A 21,291-nucleotide genomic window follows, 5' to 3' on the forward strand; every position below is an offset into this window, starting at 1 on the left:
GTTTACAGAATCCCGATGATTTTCACTTCAAACGCCAGCGCCTGGCCGGCAAGCGGGTGGTTGAAATCGAACAGAGCCGACGTTTCACCGACTTCCTTCAGGACGCCGGCGTAGCGGCCGCCACCCGGCGCGTTAAATTCGACCAGATCGCCCGGCGAAAAATCCTCGCCGATCATGCTGTTTTCGCGCAGCGTAGCCAGCGACACACGCTGGATCAGTTCCGGATTGCGGGGACCGAACGCCTGACCCGGCGCTAGCTGAAAGGTCGAATGGTGGCCTACCTTCAAACCCAGCAAAATATCTTCCAGCGGGGGCGCCAATTGACCCGCCCCGAGCAGAAGCGTGGCAGGCCTCTCGGTAAACGTATTGATGACTTCGGCGCCATCGGCAAGGGAAAGCCGGTAGTGAAGCGTCACGTGTGAACCGGGTTTCACTTCGGAAATGTCGATGATGCTCATGCAATGCTCGCTCAGTCGAAGCGCGCTGCACGCGTGCGCCGCGGACGCAGTCGACGCGTGTGGCAAACCGTTGGAGGTGCCTTGCGCAAAGCGCCTATTGTAAGCCACATAGCGGGCGGCGGCTTGGGTCCGTCGCGCGCACCCCGCCAAGGCCGGGGCATCGCCCGCCTCACCAAACCCGAACCCGAGGACACGTATACATATGGTCGACTACGCCCGCACGATTGACGAAGCAACGCTCGAAGCGGCATTGCCGGAACCCGCGGCGTCCGCCGCCGCACTGCTGGTCGTGGCGCCGGTCCGCGCATCCGCCGCCGTTGCCAGTACCGAAGTTGGCAACGCAGTTAGCATCGCGAACTCCGGCACGCCCCCATCCCGAAAGCTCGTACGAGGCAAATGGCATAAAAGCGACATGCCGCGCGAAAGGCTAATCGAAGAAGGACCCGGCGTCCTGTCGGATACCGACATGATCGCGCTGGTGCTAGGCTCGGGCCTGCCCGGCCACGATGTATTCCACCTCGCCCGCACGCTGCTCGACCGGTTCGGCACACTGCGCGCGATGCTAGATGCAACCTACACGGATTTCGAGGGCCTGCGCGGCATCGGGCCCGCGAAAAAGGCGCAACTGCTCGCCATCATGGAGATGGCGCGGCGCTCGCTAGCCGATAAAATGCGTCAGCGCTCGCTGATGAACTCGCCCGAGGCGGTGGAAGATTACCTGCGCTTGCGGATCGGTGGCCATGCGCAAGAGGTTTTCGTGTCGCTCTTTCTTGACGCCCGTCACCGGCTGATCCGCTGCGAGGAAAGCGCACGGGGTACGCTCACGCGCATGGCCGTCTATCCGCGTGAGATCGTGCGGCGAGCGCTCAGTCTGAATGCCGCCAGTCTGATCGTCGCGCATAATCACCCTTCAGGCGCCGTCCAACCCAGCGCGAGCGACTGCCGGCTGACGCACACGCTGCGCGACGCCCTCGCGCTGATCGACGTGCAACTGATCGATCACCTGGTGATCGGTGCGGATAGCACGTACTCCTTTGCCCGCGCCGGCTGGCCGTGACGAGATCTGAACAGGGCCGCGACAGCTTGGCACCGTGTCCCGGCATCGCAAATAAGGTTTGATTTTGCGGCTTTTTTTCCGCTATAATTCCGGTTTGCCTATTTCCAACCCCCTGTTCCGAAGCCACCAAGGCGTTCCGGAAAGGAAAAGCGACCGAAGTTTCACAAAACTTAAGCGCGGCTCTTTTCGGGAAACTTTCACGGCGTTCGAACTCAGAATTAGCGTATTAGGAGTGCTCTCATGGCACGCGTATGCCAAGTAACTGGGAAAGCGCCGATGAGCGGCAACAACGTTTCCCACGCAAACAACAGAACCAAGCGCCGGTTCCTGCCGAACCTGCAAAACCGCCGTATTTGGGTGGAAAGCGAAAACCGTTGGGTGCGTCTGCGCGTTTCGAACGCCGGCCTGCGCCTGATCGACAAGAACGGTATCGACGCTGTGCTCGCAAATCTGCGTGCACGCGGTGAAGCCTAAGGAGTAAATCATGGCGAAAGGCGCACGCGACAAGATCAAGTTGGAATCGACCGCAGGCACGGGTCATTTCTACACGACGACGAAGAACAAACGCAACATGCCGGAAAAGATGCTGATCAAGAAATTTGATCCGGTCGTCCGTAAGCATGTTGAGTACAAGGAAACCAAGATCAAGTAAGTCTTGGCTCCTGCCTGACGAAGACAAAAAGATTTGCAAAAAGCCTCGCATTCGTGCGGGGCTTTTTTGTTTTCAGCGTGCCAATGGTGCGCTGTTTAGTCGCCATTGTCCTATTCAGACAGTCTTACCCCATTCGGCCAGCTTTCCCTCATTCGCCGTGACGCGTATCCTTTCTCGTTTTAGCGGCGTGCGGATGGCGCGCCGTCATGGCAAAAACGAAAGACGGAGATGTAGGCGATGGAATTCGATGTGGCGATTGTCGGTAGCGGTCTGGCAGGCTTGAGCGTCGCGCTCAATCTCGCGGAGACCCGGCGGGTTGCGGTGGTCGCCAAGCGATCGATGACAGAAGGCGCGAGCGATTGGGCGCAAGGCGGCATTGCCGCAGTGCTGGATTCGGCGGACAGCATTGAGAACCACGTGCGCGATACGCTGATCGCCGGCGGCGGATTGTGCGACGAGGCGGCGACACGCTTTATCGTCGAACATGGGCGTGCCGCGATCGAATGGCTGATTGAGCAAGGCGTGCCATTCACCAAAGACGACGCCGCCGAGCTCGGCTTTCATCTGACACGCGAAGGCGGTCACAGTCATCGCCGGATCATTCATGCTGCGGATGCAACGGGCCATGCAGTGGTCGCCACGCTCAGCGAACGTGTACGCCGCCATCCGAACATCACCCTGCTCGAAGACCATTATGCGATCGATCTGATCACCTCGGACCGTCTCGGTCTGCCAGGCCGCCGCTGCCACGGCTTGTACGCGCTCGATCTGCAAAGCGGCCGCACCGTGACAATCGAAGCGCCGCACACGGTGCTCGCCACCGGCGGCGCCGGCAAGGTCTATCTATACACCACCAACCCCGACACCGCGACCGGCGACGGCATCGCGATGGCGTGGCGCGCCGGCTGCCGCGTGTCGAACATGGAATTCATCCAGTTCCATCCGACCTGCCTGTTCCATCCTTATGCGAAGTCGTTCCTGATCTCGGAGGCGGTGCGCGGCGAAGGCGGCATCCTGAAGCTGCCGGATGGCACACGCTTCATGCCGAACCATGACGAACGCGCCGAACTGGCGCCGCGCGATATCGTCGCGCGCGCGATCGACTTCGAGATCAAGAAGCGCGGCATCGATTGCGTGTATCTCGACATCAGCCATCAACCGCCCGAGTTCCTGCGCGAACACTTCCCCACGATTCTGGCCCGCTGCCTGGAGTTCGGCATCGACATCACCAAAGAACCGATTCCGGTTGTGCCGGCCGCGCACTATACGTGCGGCGGCGTCGTCACCGATCTGGCCGGTCGAACCGATCTTGCGGGCCTCTATGCGGTTGGCGAGACGTCATGCACCGGCCTGCACGGCGCGAATCGGCTTGCCAGCAACTCCTTGCTCGAGTGCCTAGTGATCGGACGCTCCGCCGCGCAGGCCATTGAGGAAGAAGGCTTCAGCGCTGCCGTCCATGCGCCGCTGCCGGACTGGGACGAAAGCCGGGTGTCCGATCCGGACGAAGAAGTGGTGGTCGCGCACAACTGGGACGAACTGCGTCGCTTGATGTGGAACTACGTGGGCATCGTGCGCACCGACAAGCGGCTGGCCCGAGCCAAACATCGGCTTGCCCTGCTGCGCGACGAGATTCAAGAGTACTACGCGAACTTCAAGGTGAGCCGCGATTTACTTGAACTACGCAATCTGGTGGATGTGGCGTCGCTGATCGTCGAAGGCGCTCGCTCGCGGCGCGAAAGCCGCGGTTTGCACTTCAGCCGTGACTGGCCCGCCACGTTGCCTAAGGCGCTGCCGACGGTGCTGTCGCCGGAACACGTACGCAATCGCAACGTTTGATTCGTATCAGTTGAAATAAAAAGGCCATCGCGGACAAATCCCGCGATGGCCTTTTTCATCGGCTTCGACAGCTTATGCACTCACCTCAGACAACCCGCATCGAGTAATCCGTTGCGCGCACGTCCTTGGTCAGCGCACCGATCGACACACGATCGACGCCCGTTTCCGCAATCGTCCGCACCGTCTCGAAGTTCACGCCGCCCGAGACCTCCAGCACCGCCCGCCCTGCCGTGATGCGGACCGCGTCGCGCATCGCGTCGAACGAGAAGTTGTCCAGCAGAATCGACTGCGCGTGATGCGCCAACGCCGCTTCCAATTGCTCCAGTGTCTCGACTTCGATCTGGATCGATACGCCCGCATTCAACGCGAGCGCTGCGTCCATTGCCGCCCCGACACCGCCGGCTGCGGCAATGTGGTTTTCCTTGATCAGAATGCCGTCATACAACGCGAGCCGTTGATTCGCGCCGCCCCCGACACGCACCGCGTACTTCTGCGCGAGCCGCAAACCCGGCAAGGTTTTGCGTGTATCGAGGATGCGCGTTTGCGTATGAGCGATAGCGTCGACATAGCGGCGCGTTGCGCTCGCCACGCCCGACAACAGTTGCAAGAAGTTCAGCGCATTGCGTTCAGCGGTCAACAGCGCGCGGACCGGACCGCGTAGCTCACAGACGGGCGAGTCAGCCGTCATCCGATCGCCCTCGCGATAACACCACCGCACGTCAATGCGCGGATCGACCTGGCGCATCACCGTGTTGAACCAGGGCACGCCGCACAGCACAGCATCTTCACGCACGATGATGCGTGCATCGCGCACGTCGCCCGCAGGGACAAGGCGGCCGGTCTGATCGCCTGCGCCGACATCTTCGGCGAGAGCGTCAGTCACGTTGCGCGCCAACGCAGCCTCGAATGCCGCGCCGTACTGCGCCTGAATTTCAGCGAACAGCGGCGACACCGCTTCCAACTGATTGCGTTCCACCGCACCCATTAGGCTGCTCCCACGTTCGAATACAGTTGCGCGTCACGCGCGAGATCGCCACTGGCCTGCACGCGCTTCTTGTGACGCGCCGCGAAGTCGAGCATCCGGTCGATCGGCAGTCGCGCCCGCTCGCCGATCGCACGGTCGACGACGATCTCGTTGTGGCCGCGTTCGAGCACATCGGCCAGATTGGCGAGGCCGTTCATCGCCATCCACGGGCAGTGCGCGCAGCTCTTGCAGGTCGCGCTGTTGCCCGCCGTCGGCGCGGCGATCAACGTCTTGCCGGGTGCGGCGAGCTGCATCTTATGCAGAATGCCGAGATCGGTCGCCACGATGAAATGCGTGGCGTCGAGTTTTTGCGCGGCGTCGATGAGTTGGGTTGTCGAACCCACCACGTCCGCTTGTGCAACCACATTGGCCGGCGACTCCGGATGCACCAGCACTTTCGCGCCCGGATATTCGGCGCGCAGCAGATCGAGTTCGATGCCTTTGAACTCGTCATGTACGAGACAGGAGCCCTGCCACAGCAACATGTCCGCGCCGGTCTTGCTCTGGATATAGTTGCCAAGGTGCCGATCTGGCGCCCAGATGATCTTTTCGCCGCGCGCATGCAGATCTGCGACGATTTCCAGACCGATGGACGACGTCACCATCCAGTCGGCGCGCGCCTTGACGGCCGCGCTAGTGTTGGCGTACACGACCACCGTGCGATCGGGATGAGCGTCGCAGAAAGCCGAGAACTCATCGACTGGACAACCGAGATCAAGCGAACAGGTCGCATCGAGATCGGGCATCAGAATGCGTTTGTCCGGACTCAGGATTTTCGCGGTCTCGCCCATGAAGCGCACGCCCGCGACTACCAGTGTTTGCGCCTCATGATCGCGGCCAAAGCGCGCCATCTCCAGCGAGTCGGCCACGCAGCCACCGGTTTCGTCGGCGAGCTCCTGCAATTCGGCGTCGACATAGTAATGCGCGACGAGCACCGCTTTCTCGCGCTTAAGCAATGCGCGGATGCGCTCCTTTAGCGCCGTCTTCTCTTTCGCCGACGGCACGTCGGGCACCTTCGCCCACGCCTGCCCGATCCCGCAGGTCGTGCCCTGCGCCTGTGGCCGGTCGTATTCGACGGTCCTGATCGCCTGCTGATCCATGATCTCCTCTGCCTTCGCTTTGCCGCTGCGGACCGTCAATCGCGTGTCGTTGCAGTTTCCGCAGCCCAAAAAGCAAAACCCCGCCAACGCGGGGTTTTGTGACGTAACGAAATTTTAATGGATTTCGCGATCAAGCATAACGTCGCAGGCGCATCGCAAATTCTTGCAGCGCTTTAATACCGCTCTGCTCGGCACGATGACACCAGTCTTGCAACTGAACCAGCAGTTGATCGCGCGACGCATTCGAGCGCTCCCACATCGCCGCCAACTCATTGCGCATGTCGATATAGGTCTTGAGCTTCTGGCTGTTCGCGAAGATCTGCGGCAGCTGGCGCTTCTGCGGTTCATCGAGACCCGCTTCTTCCTTGTGGAACCAGCTACGCGCACCGCGCATCACCTGATATTTCTCACGCGCGCCCACTTCCTTCAGATGCGCCAATTCCTGGCGGTACGCGCGCTTGAGCGCCTTGCCGTAACGCGCCATCACTTCGTAGCGGTTCGCCAGCACGGCCTGCAGCGTGTCCTGATCGAGAACGAGCTTGCCGGTGGTCAGACGGGGCGTGGGCGCGATCTTCTTCACCTTGGCCAGACGGAACGCCGACATGATACGGATGTACATCCAGCCGATATCGAACTCGTACCACTTGTTCGACAGCTTGGCCGACGTCGCATACGTGTGGTGATTGTTATGCAGCTCTTCACCGCCAATGAGGATGCCCCACGGGAAGATGTTCGTGCTGGCATCCGACGAATTGAAGTTGCGGTAGCCCCAGAAGTGCGCGAGGCCGTTGACCACACCGGCTGCCCAGAACGGAATCCATACCATCTGCACGGCCCAGATCGTCAGGCCGACGACGCCGAACAGCGCGACGTTCAGCACCATCATCAGGCTCACGCCGAGAATCGGGTACTTGGTGTAGACGTTGCGTTCCATCCAGTCATTCGGCGTGCCGTGACTGAACTTGCGCATCGTTTCTTCGTTCTTGGCTTCGGAACGGTACAGTTCCGCGCCTTCGAGCAACACCTTCCAGATGCCGCGCGTTTGCGGGCTGTGCGGATCTTCTTCGGTCTCGCACTTGGCGTGGTGCTTACGGTGAATCGCAGCCCACTGGCCGGTCAGCATGCCGGTGGTCATCCACAGCCAGAAGCGGAAGAAATGGCTGACGACCGGATGCAGCTCCAGCGCGCGGTGCGCCTGGCAGCGATGCAGATAGACCGTCACGCCAATGATCGTGATGTGTGTCGCGACCAGTGTGTACAGCACAAGTTGCCACCACGAGAAGTGGAGCAAACCGTGGGCAAGGAAATCGAGCAAAGAATTCAACAAGGCAATTTACCTGTGGAACAAGAGACGCCAGACACACGCAAAATGCGCGTGTCAAGAAAGTGAAAGCATACAGCGGGATTGGACGACATTCTACTTGAAGCGTTCCAAGTGTTTGTAACAAATAGGGATTTTTTGTGCGACATCAATCGGAAGGAACCCGCCGCAGGTCTTTTTCAGACCCGCCGGCGGGTTCGAAGCGCCCGTCAGTGGGCGCCGTCGGCCTCATTAGCCGCGGGCGCGGTCATTGTTACCGCATGCGGCATCGCGTCGCTCATGTTGCCGACGATTCGCACTTCGCGTTGCGCAAAGGGAATTGAGATGTCGTGTTCGGAGAACAAACGCCATATGTTGCGATTGACGGTCGAGCGCACGCTCGACGTGCCGGTCGCCGCGTCTTCGATCCAGAAGCCCAATTCGAGATTGATGCCGTCGGCGCCGAAGCTCGCCAGGTAAGGCGTGGGCGCCGGCTCCTGAAGCACCCGCGCGACGTCGTGAGCAGCTTGGACAAGCAGCGCCATCGCCTGCTCGACGTCGGACGTGTACGCGACCTGCACGGCCACCTTGGCGTAACCGCGCGTCTGATAGGAAGACTGGTTCTGCACCACGTCCGTAATCAGCTTTTCGTTCGGAATCAGCGTCTCAATCCCGTCCAGCCCACGCACCACCGTATAGCGCGTGCGAATCTGCGTGACCCTGCCCTGCAGGCCGCTGACGTTGATCGTGTCGCCGATGCGCAGCGACCGGTCGATCAGGATGATGAAACCGGACACATAATTGCTGGCGATCTTCTGCAGCCCGAACCCGAGCCCGACACCCAGCGCGCCGCCGAACACGCCCAACACCGTAATGTCGATGCCGACCAGCGACAGACTGATCAGCACCGCCGCCAGCACGAAAGCTGCGCGGCCGACGCGCGCCACCACGACCTTGAGGTTGGCGTCGAGCGTCTTCGAGCGCATCAGGCGGTCTTCGAACGTGGCCCCGAGCCACATCGCGACGATCATCGTCACGCAGACCCACAGGAGGCCCGTGGTGAGCGAGAGCAGCGTCATGTGCGCGTTGGCGACCCTGAAGCGCACGCTCGCCATCCACGCGATCACGTCTTCCTGAATGCCCATCACGGTGAGCACCATGCCGATCCACACCACCAGCGAGACGATCTTCTCGACCAGGAACAGCCACGGATGCGTCTCGCCGTCGTGACTAAACACGCGTCGCGCGAAGAAAAACACGATGTAAATCAAGCCGATGCCGAACAGCGGCACCAGCGCCAGATCGAGCAGCGCGGTATGCATGAACTGGCCGGTGATCGCCCGTGCAAGCCAGACAAGCGCCGCGCCGATCAACGGAAAGAACGCGCGGTTCAGGCTTTCCGCGCCGAAGCGCAGCGTCTGGTAACGCGTCTGCCGGCGCAGATCGAGCGTTCGGCGCAGCAGGCGCGCGAGCAGCCATGCAGTGACCAGCGTCCCGAGCAGGACGCTGATTTGCCATAGCATCACCGATTGGCCGAAGTCGTGCGCGAGGTCGCCGAACATATGAGAAAAAATGCGGTTTTGCATGATGTCGCGAAAATCGCCGGCGCGCCCTGTTCAGCAGAAGAACGCGGGCACGCCGACCAAGCCATTGCACCCGTTAGCTCTGGCGTTCCAGCACGGCGGCGAAGAAGCCGTCGGTTGCGTGGCGGTGCGGCCACAGCGACAGGTAGTCGCCCATTTCCAGCTCGATGCGTTGCTCGGCCAGCACATCACGCGCGGGCACCAGTGCGAAGTCCGGATGGTCGGTGAGGAATTGCTGCACGACAGCTTCGTTTTCCGCTTCCAGAATCGAGCAGGTTGCGTAGATGAGACGGCCGCCCTTCTTCACCAGACGCGAGGCGCTGGCCAGAATCGACGCCTGCTTCGGCGCCAGCTCGGCAACCGAATCCGGCGACTGGCGCCATTTGAGGTCGGGATTGCGGCGCAGGGTCCCCAAGCCGCTGCACGGCGCGTCGACCAGCACGCGGTCGATCTTGCCGGCCAGACGCTTGATCTTGGCATCGTGTTCGCTGTCGATCAGCACCGGGTTCACATTGGACAGCCCGCTGCGCGCAAGGCGCGGCTTGAGCTTGGCCAGACGCCGTTCGGAGATATCGAATGCGTACAGACGCCCGGTAGAGCGCATCGCAGCGCCCAGCGCCAGCGTCTTGCCGCCCGCGCCCGCGCAGAAGTCGACAATCATCTCCCCGCGCTTGGGCGCGACCAGCGAGCACAGCAACTGGCTGCCTTCGTCCTGGACTTCGACCCAGCCGTGCTGGAACGCGTCGAGCTTGGTGAGCGGCGGCTTGCCGACCACCCGCACGCCAAACGGCGCAAACGGCGTCGCCTCGCCTTCGATGCCCGCCTTCGACAGTGCGTTCAGCACGTCGTCGCGGCTTGCCTTGATCGGGTTCGCGCGCAGATCCAGCGGCGCCGGGTAGTTCAGCGCGGCGGCCAGTTGCGCCAGTTCCGCAGGCTCGAAACGCTTGGAGAGCGCCTGATAGATCCAGTCGGGCAGATTCAGGCGAATCCGCAGCGGCAGGCTTTCCGGGTCGATCCTTGCGACGTGTTCGAGCCAATGCGACTCGGTTTCCGAGACAAACGGCTTGAGCGCCGTGCGCCCCGCCGTCTGCATCAGTCCCAGCAAGGCCATGCGGCGGGCCGGACTGCCCGCGCCGCCTTCGGCCAGATGGGCAAACTCCATCCGGCGGCGCAGCACCGCGAAGACTGCCTCGGCGATCACGCCCCGTTCGCCGTGCCCGAGCTTGGGGTGGGCGCGGAAAAAGCGGCTCGTCGTGGCGTCGGCCGGGCCGTTCAGCTTCAAGACTTCAGCCAGCAAAGTCTCGGTTTGTCCAATCAAAAAACCATGTAATCTCATGCGCCCTCTCCGGCGGTGTGACCGGCAAAGAGCCATTGCGGCTCCGGCGGCGTAAGCGTGACGCGCAAGCCGTCGAGAGCAAGACGCCCTTCGACGAACCAGCGCACCGCGCGTGGATAAATAATGTGTTCGGTTGCCAGCACGCGTTCGGCGAGCGTGGCGGCGGTGTCGCCTGACTCGACGGGGACCGCCGCCTGCGCGACGATCGGCCCGTGATCGAGCTGCGACGTGACAAAATGCACTGACGCGCCGTGCAGCCGCACGCCGGCGTCAAGCGCCTGTTGATGCGTTTTCAGACCCGGAAAGCTCGGGAGCAGCGACGGATGCACGTTCAGCATGCGTCCGGCGTAATGGTCGACGAAACCGGCCGTGAGCACCCGCATGAAGCCGGCGAGCGCTACCAGATCAGGCGCGAAGGCGTCGATTTCGCGCGCGAGCGCGGCGTCGAAGCTGTCGCGCTCGGGAAACTGGCGGTGATCGACCACCGCCGTGGCAATACCGTGCGACGCAGCGAACGCAAGGCCCGCAGCGTCAGGACGGTTGGCAATCACGGCGGCGACCTGCGCCGGCCAGCCTTCGTCCGCGCAGGCGCGAATGATAGCTTCCATGTTGCTTCCCCGTCCGGAAATCAGGATGACGAGTTTTTTCATCCGCGGATTTTATCATTCGGAGGCCCCGAAACCGTGACGCGCCGCCGTCTCCTGCGCTGAGCGTTTATAATCGTTTGTTTTGCGGCATCCTGGCCGCCCTACCTCAAACCCGCTATCGTGAGAGTCTTCCGCGGTCTTCCCAATGCCGAAAGCCGTGCGCCCTGCGCACTGACCATCGGCAACTTCGACGGTGTCCACCGCGGCCATCAGGCTTTGCTCGCCCACGTCCGGGCCGCAGCCGATGCACGCGGCCTGCCCGTCTGCGTGATGACCTTCGAGCCGCACCCACGCGAATTCTTCAACCCCGCCGGCGCGCCGCCGCGTATCGCGATGCTGCGCGACAAGCTCGAGGCGCTGCGTACCAACGGCGTCGACCGGGTCGTGGTCGAGCATTTCAATCACACCTTCGCGAGCCAGTCGCCGGATACGTTCGTCGAACGGATCATCGTCAACGGCCTGCATGCGCGCTGGGTGATGATCGGCGACGATTTCCGCTATGGCGCCAAGCGCGCGGGCGATTTCGCGTCGCTCAAGGCCGCGGGCCAGCAATACGGTTTCGAGGTCGAACAAATGGCCACCGTGGCCGATCCGTCCGGCGCGCGCATTTCCAGCTCGGGCGTGCGCGCGGCGCTGGTGGCGGGCGATCTTGATTCGGCCCGTGCCGCGCTCGGCCGCGATTACCTGATCAGCGGCCACGTGGTGCACGGCATGAAGCTTGGCCGCGACCTCGGTTTCCCCACGCTCAATGTGCCGATTGCGCACAAGCGCCCGGCGCTCGCCGGCATTTTCGTCGTGCGCGTGCACGGCGTGGCGGACGAACCGCTGCCCGGTGTCGCAAGCCTCGGCCTGCGCCCCACCGTCGACGATTCCGGCCGCGTGCTGCTCGAAGTGCATTTGCTTGACTGGCACGGCGACGCGTATGGCAAACTCGTGCGCGTCGAATTCCTGAAGAAGCTGCGCGACGAGGAAAAGTACGTCGACCTCGAAACGCTGACCGCCGCCATCGCGCGCGACGTCGCCAATGCGCGCGCGTGGTTCGCGGCCGTCGGCGCCGGCACGCCGGGCAGCCGTTCCACCGGTTTCGCCACCTCGGCCACCGACCGAATTAGATAGCCGCCGCGGTACATGCGAGCGCACTGAGTGCTGCATGTACCCACCGCTGCGCGCATCGAAGGGCGTCCGTGGATCACGCGACATGCCTGCCGGGCGCGCCCCACGCCCTGCGCATCTTGCGCATACCGCAGCTCTGCTGCGCATAGAAAGAATTCACCGCGACCTCATCATGAGCAATAAGAAAGCCGATTCGAAACCGCAGTCACGCTACCCGGTCAACCTGCTCGACACGCCGTTCCCGATGCGGGGCGACCTGCCCAAGCGCGAGCCGCAATGGGTCAAGGAATGGCAGGAACGCAAGGTCTACGAGACGATCCGCGCAGCCAGCAAAGGCCGTAAGAAGTTCATCCTGCACGACGGGCCGCCGTATGCGAACGGCGACATCCACCTCGGCCACGCGGTGAACAAGATCCTGAAGGACATGATCGTCAAGGCGCGCAATCTGGCGGGCTTCGACGCGGTCTACGTGCCGGGCTGGGATTGCCACGGCATGCCGATCGAAATCCAGATCGAAAAGCAGTTCGGCAAGTCGCTGCCGGCCGCCGAAGTAATGCAGAAGGCACGCGCCTACGCGACCGAACAGATCGAGAAGCAGAAGGTCGGCTTCCGCCGTCTGGGCGTGCTCGGCGATTGGGACAACCCGTACAAGACGATGAACTTCACGAACGAAGCCGGCGAAATCCGCGCGCTCGCGAAGATCCTGGAAAAGGGTTACGTGTTCCGCGGCCTGAAACCGGTCAACTGGTGTTTCGACTGCGGCTCGGCCTTGGCCGAAGCGGAAGTGGAATACAAGGACAAGACCGATCCGACCATCGACGTGCTGTTCAGCTTCGCCGAACCGCAAAAGACCGCGCAGGCGTTCGGTTTGAATGCGTTGCCGCGTAACGAAGGCGGCATCGTGATCTGGACCACCACGCCGTGGACCATTCCCGCCAACCAAGCGCTGAATCTGCACCCGGAAATCGTCTACGCGCTGGTCGATACACCGCGCGGCTTGCTGATCCTCGCCGAAGAGCGTGTTGAAGCGTGCCTGAAATTGTACGGACTGGAAGGCACGATCGTCGCCACCACACCGGGCGCGAAGCTCGTCAACCTGCGCTTCAATCACCCGCTCGCGTCCGCCCATCCGGGCTATAAGCGTACGGCGCCGGTTTATCTCGGCGAGTACGTGACGACCGAAACGGGTACGGGGGTGGTCCACTCGTCGCCGGCGTACGGCGTGGAAGACTTCGTGTCGTGCAAGGCGCACGGCATGTCCGACTCGGACATCATCAATCCGGTGATGGGCGACGGCCGTTATATCGAATCGCTCGCGCTGTTCGGCGGCCTCTCGATCTGGGCCGCCAACCCGCAGATCGTCGAAGCGCTGCAGGCTGCCGGTTCGCTGATGCGCACCGAGAAATACACGCACAGCTACATGCACTGCTGGCGCCACAAGACGCCGATCATCTACCGCGCAACCTCGCAATGGTTCGCCGGCATGGACGTGAAGCCGAACGACTCGGACAGGACGCTGCGCGAAACCGCGCTCGAAGGCATCGAAAACACCGCCTTCTATCCCTCGTGGGGCAAGCAGCGCCTGTTCAGCATGATTGCCAACCGCCCGGACTGGACGCTGTCGCGTCAGCGTCAATGGGGCGTGCCGATGGCGTTCTTCGTGCACAAGGAAACCGGCGAGCTGCATCCGCGCACGCTGGAGTTACTCGAAAAAGTCGCGCAACGCGTCGAGAAGGCCGGCATCGAAGCATGGCAAACGCTCGACCCGCGCGAACTGCTCGGCGACGACGCCAACATGTACGAGAAGAACCGCGACACGCTCGACGTCTGGTTCGACTCCGGCACGACGCACTGGCACGTGCTGCGCGGCTCGCATAAAGACGAATTGCAATTCCCGGCCGATCTGTATCTGGAAGGCTCGGACCAGCACCGCGGCTGGTTCCACTCGTCGCTCCTGACGGCGTCGATGCTCGACGGCCGCCCGCCCTACAACGCGCTGCTGACGCACGGCTTCACGGTCGACGGCGAAGGCCGCAAGATGAGCAAGTCGCTCGGCAACGGTATCGATCCGCATGAAGTGGCGAACCGCCTCGGCGCGGAAATCATCCGTTTGTGGATCGCCTCGACCGATTACTCGGGAGAACTCGCGATCTCCGAGGAAATCCTGAAGCGCGTGACGGAAGGCTATCGCCGTATCCGCAACACGCTGCGCTTCCTGCTCGCGAACCTGTCGGACTTCGACTTCGCGCAACACGCGCGTCCGGTGGAAGACTGGCTCGAGATCGATCGCTATGCGGTGGCGCTGTCGGCGAATCTGCAAAACGACATCCTCTCGCACTACGAAAAGTACGAATTCCACCCGGTAGTCGCGAAGCTGCAAACGTTCTGCTCCGAAGACCTCGGCGGCTTCTATCTGGACGTGCTGAAGGACCGCCTGTACACCACGGCGGCCGACTCCGTCGCTCGCCGTTCGGCTCAGACCGCGCTGTATCACATCGCGCACGGCCTGCTGCGCTTGATGGCCCCGTTCCTGTCGTTCACCGCCGAAGAAGCGTGGAAGATCTTCTCGCCGAACAGCGAAACGATCTTCACCGAGACCTACCACGCGTTCCCGGCCGTGCCGGACGCCGGCAACCTGCTCGACAAATGGACGCTGCTGCGCGCCGCGCGTAGCGACGTGACCAAGGCGCTGGAAGAAGCACGTGTCGCGAACCTGATTGGTTCGTCGCTGCAGGCTGAAGTCGAAATCCGCGCGAGCGGCGCGCGTTACGACGCGCTCGCCAGCCTCGCCGACGACCTGAAGTTCGTGCTGATCACGTCGGCGGCGAACGTTGTGAAGGTCGGCAGCGAGGCGGAAGAAGGCGTCGAAGTCATCGCCTCGAAGTATCTGAAGTGCGAGCGTTGCTGGCACTACCGCGCGGACGTCGGCACCAACGCCGAGCATCCCAACCTGTGCGGCCGCTGCTTCAGCAATCTGTTCGGCAACGGCGAAACGAGGAGCGCGGCATAATGGCAAGAACCATGTCGAAAACGTCGTCTGGAAACAGTTCGCTGGCGCCTTGGCTTGGCGTCGCGCTGATCGTGATTCTGTTCGATCAGCTCACCAAGATCGCGATTCAGAAAGTGTTCGCCTACGGGGTTCCGCATGAGGTCACGCCGTTTTTCAACCTGATCCTCGTGTACAACCGTGGCGCCGCCTTCAGCTTCCTCGCGATGGCGGGCGGCTGGCAGCGCTGGGCGTTCACCGCGCTCGGCGTGGTCGCGGCACTCGTGATCTGCTACCTGCTCAAGCGTCATGGCGGACAGAAGATGTTCTGCACGGCGCTCTCGCTGATTCTCGGCGGGGCGCTCGGCAACGTGATCGACCGGCTCGCGTACGGCCATGTGATCGACTTTCTCGATTTCCATGTGCGCACATGGCATTGGCCGGCGTTCAATCTCGCCGACAGCGCGATCACGATCGGGGCGATCCTGCTCGTGCTCGACGAGTTGCGGCGCGTGCGCGGCTCACGCTAACGCCGCTTAGGCCGTTTGGGCCGCGCTTTATGTGCGCGCTTGCGTCCGGGCTATGTTTGCGCCTTTGTCCGCGCCTTTGTCCGCGGTAACGCCCGGTTCGCAGGCGGCTAGCGGGGCGACACCCGCACCGCTAGCCCGCCACCACGCTTTGTCGGAGGCTTTCGTTGGCAACCGCAGAACTCGCAGGAAAACACCTCGTCCTCGGCATGACGGGCGGCATTGCCTGCTACAAGATCGCCGAACTCTCGCGTCTGTTGACCAAGGCCGGCGCAACCGTGCAGGTCGTGATGACCGAAGCGGCGACGCAATTCATCACCCCCGTCACGATGCAGGCCCTCTCCGGCCGGCCGGTGTACACGAGCCAGTGGGACGGGCGCGTGCCGAACAACATGGCGCACATCGATCTGTCACGTGAAGCCGACGCGATCGTCATTGCGCCCGCCTCCACCGATTTCCTCGCCAAACTTGCGCACGGCATGGCCGACGATCTGCTCTCGACGCTATGTGTCGCGCGCGATTGTCCGCTGCTCGTCGTGCCCGCGATGAACCGGCAGATGTGGCAAAACCCGGCCACGCAGCGCAATGTCACGCAACTGCGCGCGGACGGCATCGAAGTGCTCGGCCCGGATTCGGGTCCGCAGGCGTGCGGCGAAGTCGGAGACGGGCGGATGCTCGAAGCGGCCGCTACTTACGAAGCGATCGCGTCGTTCTTCGCGCCCAAGATCCTGTCCGGGCGTCGCGTGTTGTTGACCGCCGGTCCGACCTTCGAACCACTCGATCCAGTGCGTGGCATCACCAATCGTTCGAGTGGCAAGATGGGCTTTGCGTTGGCGCGGGCCGCGCAGCAAGCCGGTGCCGACGTGCACCTGGTGGCCGGTCCCGTCGCCCTGGAAACGCCGTGGGGCGTATTCCGCGAAGACGTGCAAACCGCGCAGCAGATGCACGAGGCGGTGATGCGCTCGGTCGCCGACTACGACATTTTCATCGGCGTAGCCGCGGTGGCCGACTGGCGCGTCGATCATGCCAGCGAGCACAAGATCAAGAAGGCCGCTGACCGTGCGCTGCCGACCTTCTCGTTCGTCGAGAATCCGGACATTCTGGCCTCGGTCGCGAGCCTGCCGCATCCGCCGTTCGCAGTCGGCTTTGCAGCGGAAAGCGGCGACCTCGAAGTGCATGGCGAAGAAAAGCGCCTGCGCAAGAATGTGCCGCTGTTGATCGGCAATCTCGGACCGCTGACCTTCGGCCTCGACGATAACGAGGTCATTCTGTTCGAAGCTGGCAGCGCAACGAAGCTGCCGCGCGCCGACAAGCAGACGCTCGCGCGCGCCTTGATCGCCGAAATTGCGAAGCGTCTGCCCGACACAAGTCTGATTCGCTGATAGCGACTCGCGGCGGTGCTGCTTGCAGCCATCGCGAGCCGCTTTCTAGCGCACTGAATCATCTGGAGCAGTACTGCCATGACGCTACTTTCCGTGCTCGATCAAACGCCCGTGATCGGCGGGCACTCAGTGGCAGACGCGATCGCCGCCACCGTCGAACTCGCCCAGCTTGCTGACGATCTCGGCTACACGCGCTACTGGTGCGCAGAGCATCACGGCTTGCGCGGCGTGTCGAATCCTTGCCCTGAGGTGATGCTGGCGCGCCTCGGCAGCGTGACCAAACGTATTCGCATCGGCTCCGGTGGCATCATGCTGCCGTACTACAGCCCGTTCAAGGTCGCCGAGCAATTCATGATGCTTGAGGCGCTCTTTCCGAATCGCATCGATCTCGGCGTAGGACGCGCGCCGGGCGGCGATATGCGCACGGCGCAAGCGGTGGCCGCTGGCGCCTACAATCGCGGCGACATTTTCCCGCAGCAAGTCGCGGATCTGGTCGGCCTGATGCACGGCACACTGCCCGAGGGTCATCTCGCGCACGGCGTGCTCCTGCAACCGCAGATCAATACGCGTCCGCAATTGTGGATACTCGGTTCGAGCGAATTCGGCGGCCTGTTGGCGGCGCAACTGGGCATCCGTTTCGCATTCGCGCATTTCATCAACGCGCACTTCGGGCATCAAGTGGCGCTCGCCTATCGGGATCGATTCAAAGCCAGCCAGGAAGCGCAGCAACCCTATCTGGCTGCGGCCGCGTTCGTCATCTGCGCGGACACCGAACAGGAAGCGGCCGACCTGGAGAAAGCCGTCGACTTGCGTCGGGTGCAAATGGCTTATGGCTTGAACGAGCCGATCCCGACGGTCGAACAGGGCGTCGCGCAGGAATACGGCGAACGCGAGCAACTGGTGATCGACCGCGAGAAGCCGCGCAGTATCATCGGCACGCCGGAAACCGTAACCGAACGCATGCAAGACTTGCAGGCGCAATTCCAGGCCGACGAACTGATCGTGCTCACCGTGGCGGGCAGCTACCGCGCTCGCCTGCGCTCCTATGAACTTCTCGCCGAAGCGTTCGAACTTGGACGCCCGGCCCCCACCCCTTAAACCTTCGAACCTGCATGAAACTCGACCTGAAGATTCTCGATGCGCGGATGCGCGACCAACTCCCGGCCTACGCAACCACCGGCAGCGCGGGCCTCGACCTGCGCGCCTGCCTCGACGAACCGTTGACGCTGAAACCCGGCGAAACCGCGCTGGTGCCGACGGGTCTGGCGATTCACGTCGCCGATCCGGGCTATGCCGCGTTGATTCTGCCGCGCTCGGGTCTGGGCCATAAGCATGGCATCGTGCTGGGTAACCTGGTCGGCCTGATCGATTCGGATTACCAAGGTCAGCTGATGATCTCGACGTGGAACCGTGGCGAGACTACGTTCGTGCTGAATCCGATGGAGCGCCTCGCGCAACTGGTGATCGTGCCGGTGGTTCAGGCCGAGTTCAATATCGTGGATGATTTTGCGGAAAGCGAGCGTGGTGCGGGCGGTTTCGGCAGCACGGGCAAGCACTAAGGATGCCGCATCGCATTGCGGCATGGACCGCAATGCGACGTATAGTCAAGAACGCAAAAAGCAGAACGGCGCGGGTTTAATCCCGCGCCGTTCTGCTTTCAGGTACGACTCAAACTTACTCGACTTCGACCGCTTCCGGATTCGGATTGCGCGGCGCCGGATGCTCGTCGAAGGTCAACTGCACCTTGTCTTCCGCATCGACATCCACCGTCACGCGGCCGCCGTTCATCAGCTTGCCGAACAGCAACTCGTCGGCCAGTGCACGACGGATCGTGTCCTGGATCAGACGCTGCATCGGCCGCGCGCCCATCAACGGATCGAAACCGTGCTTGGCGAGATGCGCACGCAGTGCGTCGGTGAAGAGCGCATCGACCTTCTTCTCATGCAGCTGATCTTCCAGTTGCATCAGGAACTTGTCGACCACGCGCATGATGATTTCTTCATCGAGCGAGCGGAAGCTGATCGTCGCGTCCAGACGGTTACGGAACTCCGGCGTGAACATGCGCTTGATGTCGACCATTTCGTCGCCGGTCTCCCGGCGATTCGTGAAGCCGATCACCGATTTGCCCATCGCCTCGGCGCCCGCATTCGTCGTCATGATGATGATGACGTTGCGGAAATCCGCCTTACGGCCGTTGTTGTCCGTCAGCGTGCCGTGGTCCATCACCTGCAGCAGCACGTTGTAGATGTCCGGATGCGCCTTCTCGATTTCGTCGAGCAACAACACGCAGTGCGGCTTCTTCGTGACGGCTTCGGTCAACAGACCGCCCTGGTCGAAACCGACATAGCCCGGCGGCGCGCCGATCAAACGGCTCACCGCATGACGTTCCATGTATTCCGACATGTCGAAGCGGATCAGTTCGATCCCCAGCGTGAACGCCAGTTGCTTCGCCACTTCCGTCTTGCCGACGCCGGTGGGACCGGAGAACAGGAACGCGCCGATCGGCTTGTCCAGCTTGCCGAGACCCGCGCGCGCCATCTTGATCGCGGCCGACAGCGCGTCGATGGCCGGGTCTTGCCCGAACACCACGCTCTTCAGATCGCGATCCAGCGTTTGCAGCTTGCTGCGATCGTCTTGCGACACGCTTTGCGGCGGGACACGGGCGATCTTCGAGATGATTTCTTCGATCTCGTTCTTGCCGATGGTCTTCTTCTGCTTCGACTTCGGCAGGATGCGTTGTGCCGCGCCCGCTTCGTCGATCACGTCGATCGCCTTGTCCGGCAAATGACGATCCGTAATGAAGCGTGCCGACAATTCAGCCGCCGCCGACAGCGCACCCGACGAATACTTCACGCCGTGATGCTCTTCGAAACGCGACTTCAGGCCGCGCAGGATCGCCACCGTCTGTTCGACGGTAGGCTCGGTCACGTCGACCTTCTGGAAACGACGCGACAATGCCGCATCCTTTTCGAAGATGCCGCGATATTCCGTGAACGTGGTCGCACCGATGCACTTCAGTGTGCCCGACGACAAAGCCGGCTTCAGTAGATTCGATGCGTCCAGCGTACCGCCCGACGCGGCACCCGCGCCGATCAGCGTATGAATTTCGTCGATGAACAGGATGGCGTGCGGACGTTCCTTCAATTCCTTGAGGACCGTCTTCAGGCGTTGCTCGAAGTCGCCGCGATACTTGGTGCCGGCGAGCAGCGCGCCCATGTCGAGCGAATACACCTGCGCATCGGCCAGGATATCCGGCACTTCGCCGCGCGTAATGCGCCAGGCGAGTCCTTCGGCGATCGCGGTCTTGCCGACGCCGGCCTCACCGACCAGTAGCGGATTGTTTTTGCGCCTGCGGCACAGCACCTGGACCACGCGCTCGACTTCCGACTCGCGCCCGATCAGCGGATCGATGCGGCCGTCTTTCGCCATCTGGTTCAGGTTCTGCGTGAACTGGGCGAGCGGCGTTTCCTTCTGCGCGGCAGCCTCGTCGGACTCGGCATTCGCGTCGCTCGCTTTCGCGGCGTCCGTGCTGCTGGTCTTGGCGATGCCATGCGAAATGAAGTTCACCACGTCCAGCCGCGTCACGCCCTGCTGCTGCAGGTAGTACACCGCATGCGAGTCCTTCTCGCCGAAGATCGCGACCAGCACATTCGCGCCGGTCACTTCCTTCTTGCCATTCGAGGTGGATTGCACATGCATGATCGCGCGCTGGATCACACGCTGGAAACCCAGCGTGGGCTGCGTGTCGACGTCGTCCGTGCCGGGCACGGTAGGCGTGTTGTCATGAATGAAGTTGCGCAGGTTCTGGCGCAGATCCTCGATATTGGCCGCGCATGCACGCAACACCTCCGCGGCCGTTGGATTGTCCAACAGTGCCAGCAAAAGATGTTCGACCGTGATGAACTCGTGCCGCGCCTGGCGTGCTTCCATGAACGCCATGTGCAGGCTGACTTCCAGTTCCTGGGCAATCATGCTTCCTCCATCACACACTGCAGCGGATGCCCGGCCTGCCGTGCGTGGGTAACGACTTGCTCGACTTTGGTCGACGCGATGTCCCGCGTATAGACCCCACAAACTCCCCTGCCCTCGCGATGCACCTTCAACATAACCTGTGTTGCGGTTTCTCGATCTTTATTGAAGTATTCCTGCACGATCATCACGACAAATTCCATTGGCGTGAAGTCGTCATTCAGCAGCACCACCTTGTACATGGACGGCGGCTTCAGCTTCTTTTCCTGCCGCTCCAGTACGGTGCCGTCCTGCTTGTCCGGGATAATCGCCATACACCCA

19 protein-coding genes are annotated in these 21,291 nt (G+C 62.3%); 10 read left to right on the forward strand and 9 right to left on the reverse strand.

Annotated features, from left to right (window positions below; genetic code table 11):
* Positions 1-2: 2 nt before the first annotated feature.
* On the reverse strand, positions 3-458 hold the full coding sequence (locus ACAX43_RS05440) for a peptidylprolyl isomerase (RefSeq protein ID WP_370707392.1): 456 nt from the start codon (positions 456-458) through the stop codon (positions 3-5).
* A 202-nt stretch (positions 459-660) separates the two neighbouring features.
* Here ACAX43_RS05440 and radC point away from each other — a divergent pair, with 202 nt between their 5' ends.
* From radC to nadB, 4 genes are all read left to right on the forward strand, one after another.
* A complete protein-coding gene (gene radC / locus ACAX43_RS05445; protein WP_370707393.1) occupies positions 661-1,515 on the forward strand; it encodes a DNA repair protein RadC in 855 nt (284 codons plus the stop codon).
* Positions 1,516-1,755: 240 nt separating this feature from the next.
* Positions 1,756-1,989: a 50S ribosomal protein L28 gene (rpmB, locus tag ACAX43_RS05450; RefSeq protein ID WP_370707394.1), complete on the forward strand. Its 234-nt coding sequence runs from the start codon at positions 1,756-1,758 to the stop codon at positions 1,987-1,989.
* 10 nt (positions 1,990-1,999) lie between these two features.
* Entirely contained in the window at positions 2,000-2,167 is a 168-nt protein-coding gene (rpmG, locus tag ACAX43_RS05455) for a 50S ribosomal protein L33 (protein ID WP_007180630.1), read from the forward strand.
* Between the two features lie 237 nt (positions 2,168-2,404).
* Positions 2,405-4,003, forward strand: coding sequence for an L-aspartate oxidase (nadB, locus tag ACAX43_RS05460; RefSeq protein ID WP_370707395.1), 1,599 nt, complete (start codon positions 2,405-2,407; stop codon positions 4,001-4,003).
* An 85-nt stretch (positions 4,004-4,088) separates the two neighbouring features.
* Here the strand turns inward: nadB and nadC are convergent, their stop codons facing one another.
* From nadC to purN, 6 genes are all read right to left on the reverse strand, one after another.
* The gene (gene nadC / locus ACAX43_RS05465) at positions 4,089-4,988 is read right to left on the reverse strand and encodes a carboxylating nicotinate-nucleotide diphosphorylase (RefSeq protein WP_370707396.1); all 900 of its coding nucleotides are present in this window, start codon (positions 4,986-4,988) and stop codon (positions 4,089-4,091) included.
* The gene (gene nadA, locus ACAX43_RS05470) at positions 4,988-6,127 is read right to left on the reverse strand and encodes a quinolinate synthase NadA (protein WP_370707733.1); all 1,140 of its coding nucleotides are present in this window, start codon (positions 6,125-6,127) and stop codon (positions 4,988-4,990) included. The genes nadC and nadA overlap by 1 nt, the downstream gene beginning before the upstream one ends.
* Before the next feature lie 130 nt (positions 6,128-6,257).
* The gene (locus ACAX43_RS05475; protein WP_370707397.1) at positions 6,258-7,454 is read right to left on the reverse strand and encodes a fatty acid desaturase; all 1,197 of its coding nucleotides are present in this window, start codon (positions 7,452-7,454) and stop codon (positions 6,258-6,260) included.
* A gap of 203 nt (positions 7,455-7,657) precedes the next feature.
* A complete protein-coding gene (locus tag ACAX43_RS05480) occupies positions 7,658-9,013 on the reverse strand; it encodes a mechanosensitive ion channel family protein (protein WP_370707398.1) in 1,356 nt (451 codons plus the stop codon).
* A 73-nt stretch (positions 9,014-9,086) separates the two neighbouring features.
* Positions 9,087-10,346, reverse strand: a complete 1,260-nt coding sequence (locus tag ACAX43_RS05485) for an RsmB/NOP family class I SAM-dependent RNA methyltransferase (protein WP_370707399.1) — start codon at positions 10,344-10,346, stop codon at positions 9,087-9,089.
* Positions 10,343-10,996 (reverse strand): phosphoribosylglycinamide formyltransferase, encoded by a 654-nt coding sequence (gene purN / locus ACAX43_RS05490; protein WP_370707400.1) that lies wholly within the window; start codon positions 10,994-10,996, stop codon positions 10,343-10,345. The genes ACAX43_RS05485 and purN overlap by 4 nt, the downstream gene beginning before the upstream one ends.
* Positions 10,997-11,113: 117 nt before the next feature.
* Between purN and ACAX43_RS05495 the strand changes: the two genes are divergently transcribed.
* The 6 genes from ACAX43_RS05495 (at position 11,114) to dut (ending at position 18,560) form a co-directional block, all read left to right on the forward strand.
* Complete coding sequence (locus ACAX43_RS05495) at positions 11,114-12,109, forward strand: bifunctional riboflavin kinase/FAD synthetase (RefSeq protein WP_370707401.1); 996 nt, start codon at positions 11,114-11,116, stop codon at positions 12,107-12,109.
* 169 nt (positions 12,110-12,278) lie between these two features.
* The gene (ileS, locus tag ACAX43_RS05500) at positions 12,279-15,116 is read left to right on the forward strand and encodes an isoleucine--tRNA ligase (RefSeq protein ID WP_370707402.1); all 2,838 of its coding nucleotides are present in this window, start codon (positions 12,279-12,281) and stop codon (positions 15,114-15,116) included.
* The gene (gene lspA / locus ACAX43_RS05505) at positions 15,116-15,622 is read left to right on the forward strand and encodes a signal peptidase II (protein WP_370707403.1); all 507 of its coding nucleotides are present in this window, start codon (positions 15,116-15,118) and stop codon (positions 15,620-15,622) included. The genes ileS and lspA overlap by 1 nt, the downstream gene beginning before the upstream one ends.
* Positions 15,623-15,786: 164 nt before the next feature.
* Entirely contained in the window at positions 15,787-17,001 is a 1,215-nt protein-coding gene (gene coaBC, locus ACAX43_RS05510) for a bifunctional phosphopantothenoylcysteine decarboxylase/phosphopantothenate--cysteine ligase CoaBC (RefSeq protein ID WP_370707404.1), read from the forward strand.
* 78 nt (positions 17,002-17,079) lie between these two features.
* Positions 17,080-18,099 (forward strand): LLM class flavin-dependent oxidoreductase, encoded by a 1,020-nt coding sequence (locus ACAX43_RS05515; protein ID WP_370707405.1) that lies wholly within the window; start codon positions 17,080-17,082, stop codon positions 18,097-18,099.
* Between the two features lie 14 nt (positions 18,100-18,113).
* Positions 18,114-18,560, forward strand: a complete 447-nt coding sequence (gene dut, locus ACAX43_RS05520; protein ID WP_370707406.1) for a dUTP diphosphatase — start codon at positions 18,114-18,116, stop codon at positions 18,558-18,560.
* A gap of 115 nt (positions 18,561-18,675) precedes the next feature.
* On the opposite strand, the gene clpA is transcribed toward dut, so the two are convergent.
* Complete coding sequence (clpA, locus tag ACAX43_RS05525) at positions 18,676-20,973, reverse strand: ATP-dependent Clp protease ATP-binding subunit ClpA (protein WP_120289911.1); 2,298 nt, start codon at positions 20,971-20,973, stop codon at positions 18,676-18,678.
* Positions 20,970-21,284, reverse strand: coding sequence for an ATP-dependent Clp protease adapter ClpS (gene clpS / locus ACAX43_RS05530; protein ID WP_006050100.1), 315 nt, complete (start codon positions 21,282-21,284; stop codon positions 20,970-20,972). Before clpS ends, clpA begins: the two co-directional genes overlap by 4 nt.
* Positions 21,285-21,291 lie beyond the last annotated feature (7 nt).

Source organism: Paraburkholderia sp. IW21 (assembly GCF_041321145.1).
In the GTDB taxonomy this organism is placed as follows: domain Bacteria; phylum Pseudomonadota; class Gammaproteobacteria; order Burkholderiales; family Burkholderiaceae; genus Paraburkholderia.

Bases quoted from the DNA above. Each gene is read 5' to 3' on its own strand.
- ACAX43_RS05515 (WP_370707405.1), top strand. From the start codon at position 17,080: ATGACGCTACTTTCCGTGCTCGATCAAACGCCCGTGATCGGCGGGCAC.
- nadA (WP_370707733.1), bottom strand. From the start codon at position 6,127: ATGGATCAGCAGGCGATCAGGACCGTCGAATACGACCGGCCACAGGCG.
- clpA (WP_120289911.1), bottom strand. From the start codon at position 20,973: ATGATTGCCCAGGAACTGGAAGTCAGCCTGCACATGGCGTTCATGGAA.
- nadB (WP_370707395.1), top strand. From the start codon at position 2,405: ATGGAATTCGATGTGGCGATTGTCGGTAGCGGTCTGGCAGGCTTGAGC.
- ileS (WP_370707402.1), top strand. From the start codon at position 12,279: ATGAGCAATAAGAAAGCCGATTCGAAACCGCAGTCACGCTACCCGGTC.
- clpS (WP_006050100.1), bottom strand. From the start codon at position 21,284: ATGGCGATTATCCCGGACAAGCAGGACGGCACCGTACTGGAGCGGCAG.
- ACAX43_RS05480 (WP_370707398.1), bottom strand. From the start codon at position 9,013: ATGCAAAACCGCATTTTTTCTCATATGTTCGGCGACCTCGCGCACGAC.
- purN (WP_370707400.1), bottom strand. From the start codon at position 10,996: ATGAAAAAACTCGTCATCCTGATTTCCGGACGGGGAAGCAACATGGAA.
- rpmB (WP_370707394.1), top strand. From the start codon at position 1,756: ATGGCACGCGTATGCCAAGTAACTGGGAAAGCGCCGATGAGCGGCAAC.
- rpmG (WP_007180630.1), top strand. From the start codon at position 2,000: ATGGCGAAAGGCGCACGCGACAAGATCAAGTTGGAATCGACCGCAGGC.
- radC (WP_370707393.1), top strand. From the start codon at position 661: ATGGTCGACTACGCCCGCACGATTGACGAAGCAACGCTCGAAGCGGCA.
- nadC (WP_370707396.1), bottom strand. From the start codon at position 4,988: ATGGGTGCGGTGGAACGCAATCAGTTGGAAGCGGTGTCGCCGCTGTTC.
- ACAX43_RS05440 (WP_370707392.1), bottom strand. From the start codon at position 458: ATGAGCATCATCGACATTTCCGAAGTGAAACCCGGTTCACACGTGACG.
- ACAX43_RS05485 (WP_370707399.1), bottom strand. From the start codon at position 10,346: ATGAGATTACATGGTTTTTTGATTGGACAAACCGAGACTTTGCTGGCT.
- lspA (WP_370707403.1), top strand. From the start codon at position 15,116: ATGGCAAGAACCATGTCGAAAACGTCGTCTGGAAACAGTTCGCTGGCG.
- dut (WP_370707406.1), top strand. From the start codon at position 18,114: ATGAAACTCGACCTGAAGATTCTCGATGCGCGGATGCGCGACCAACTC.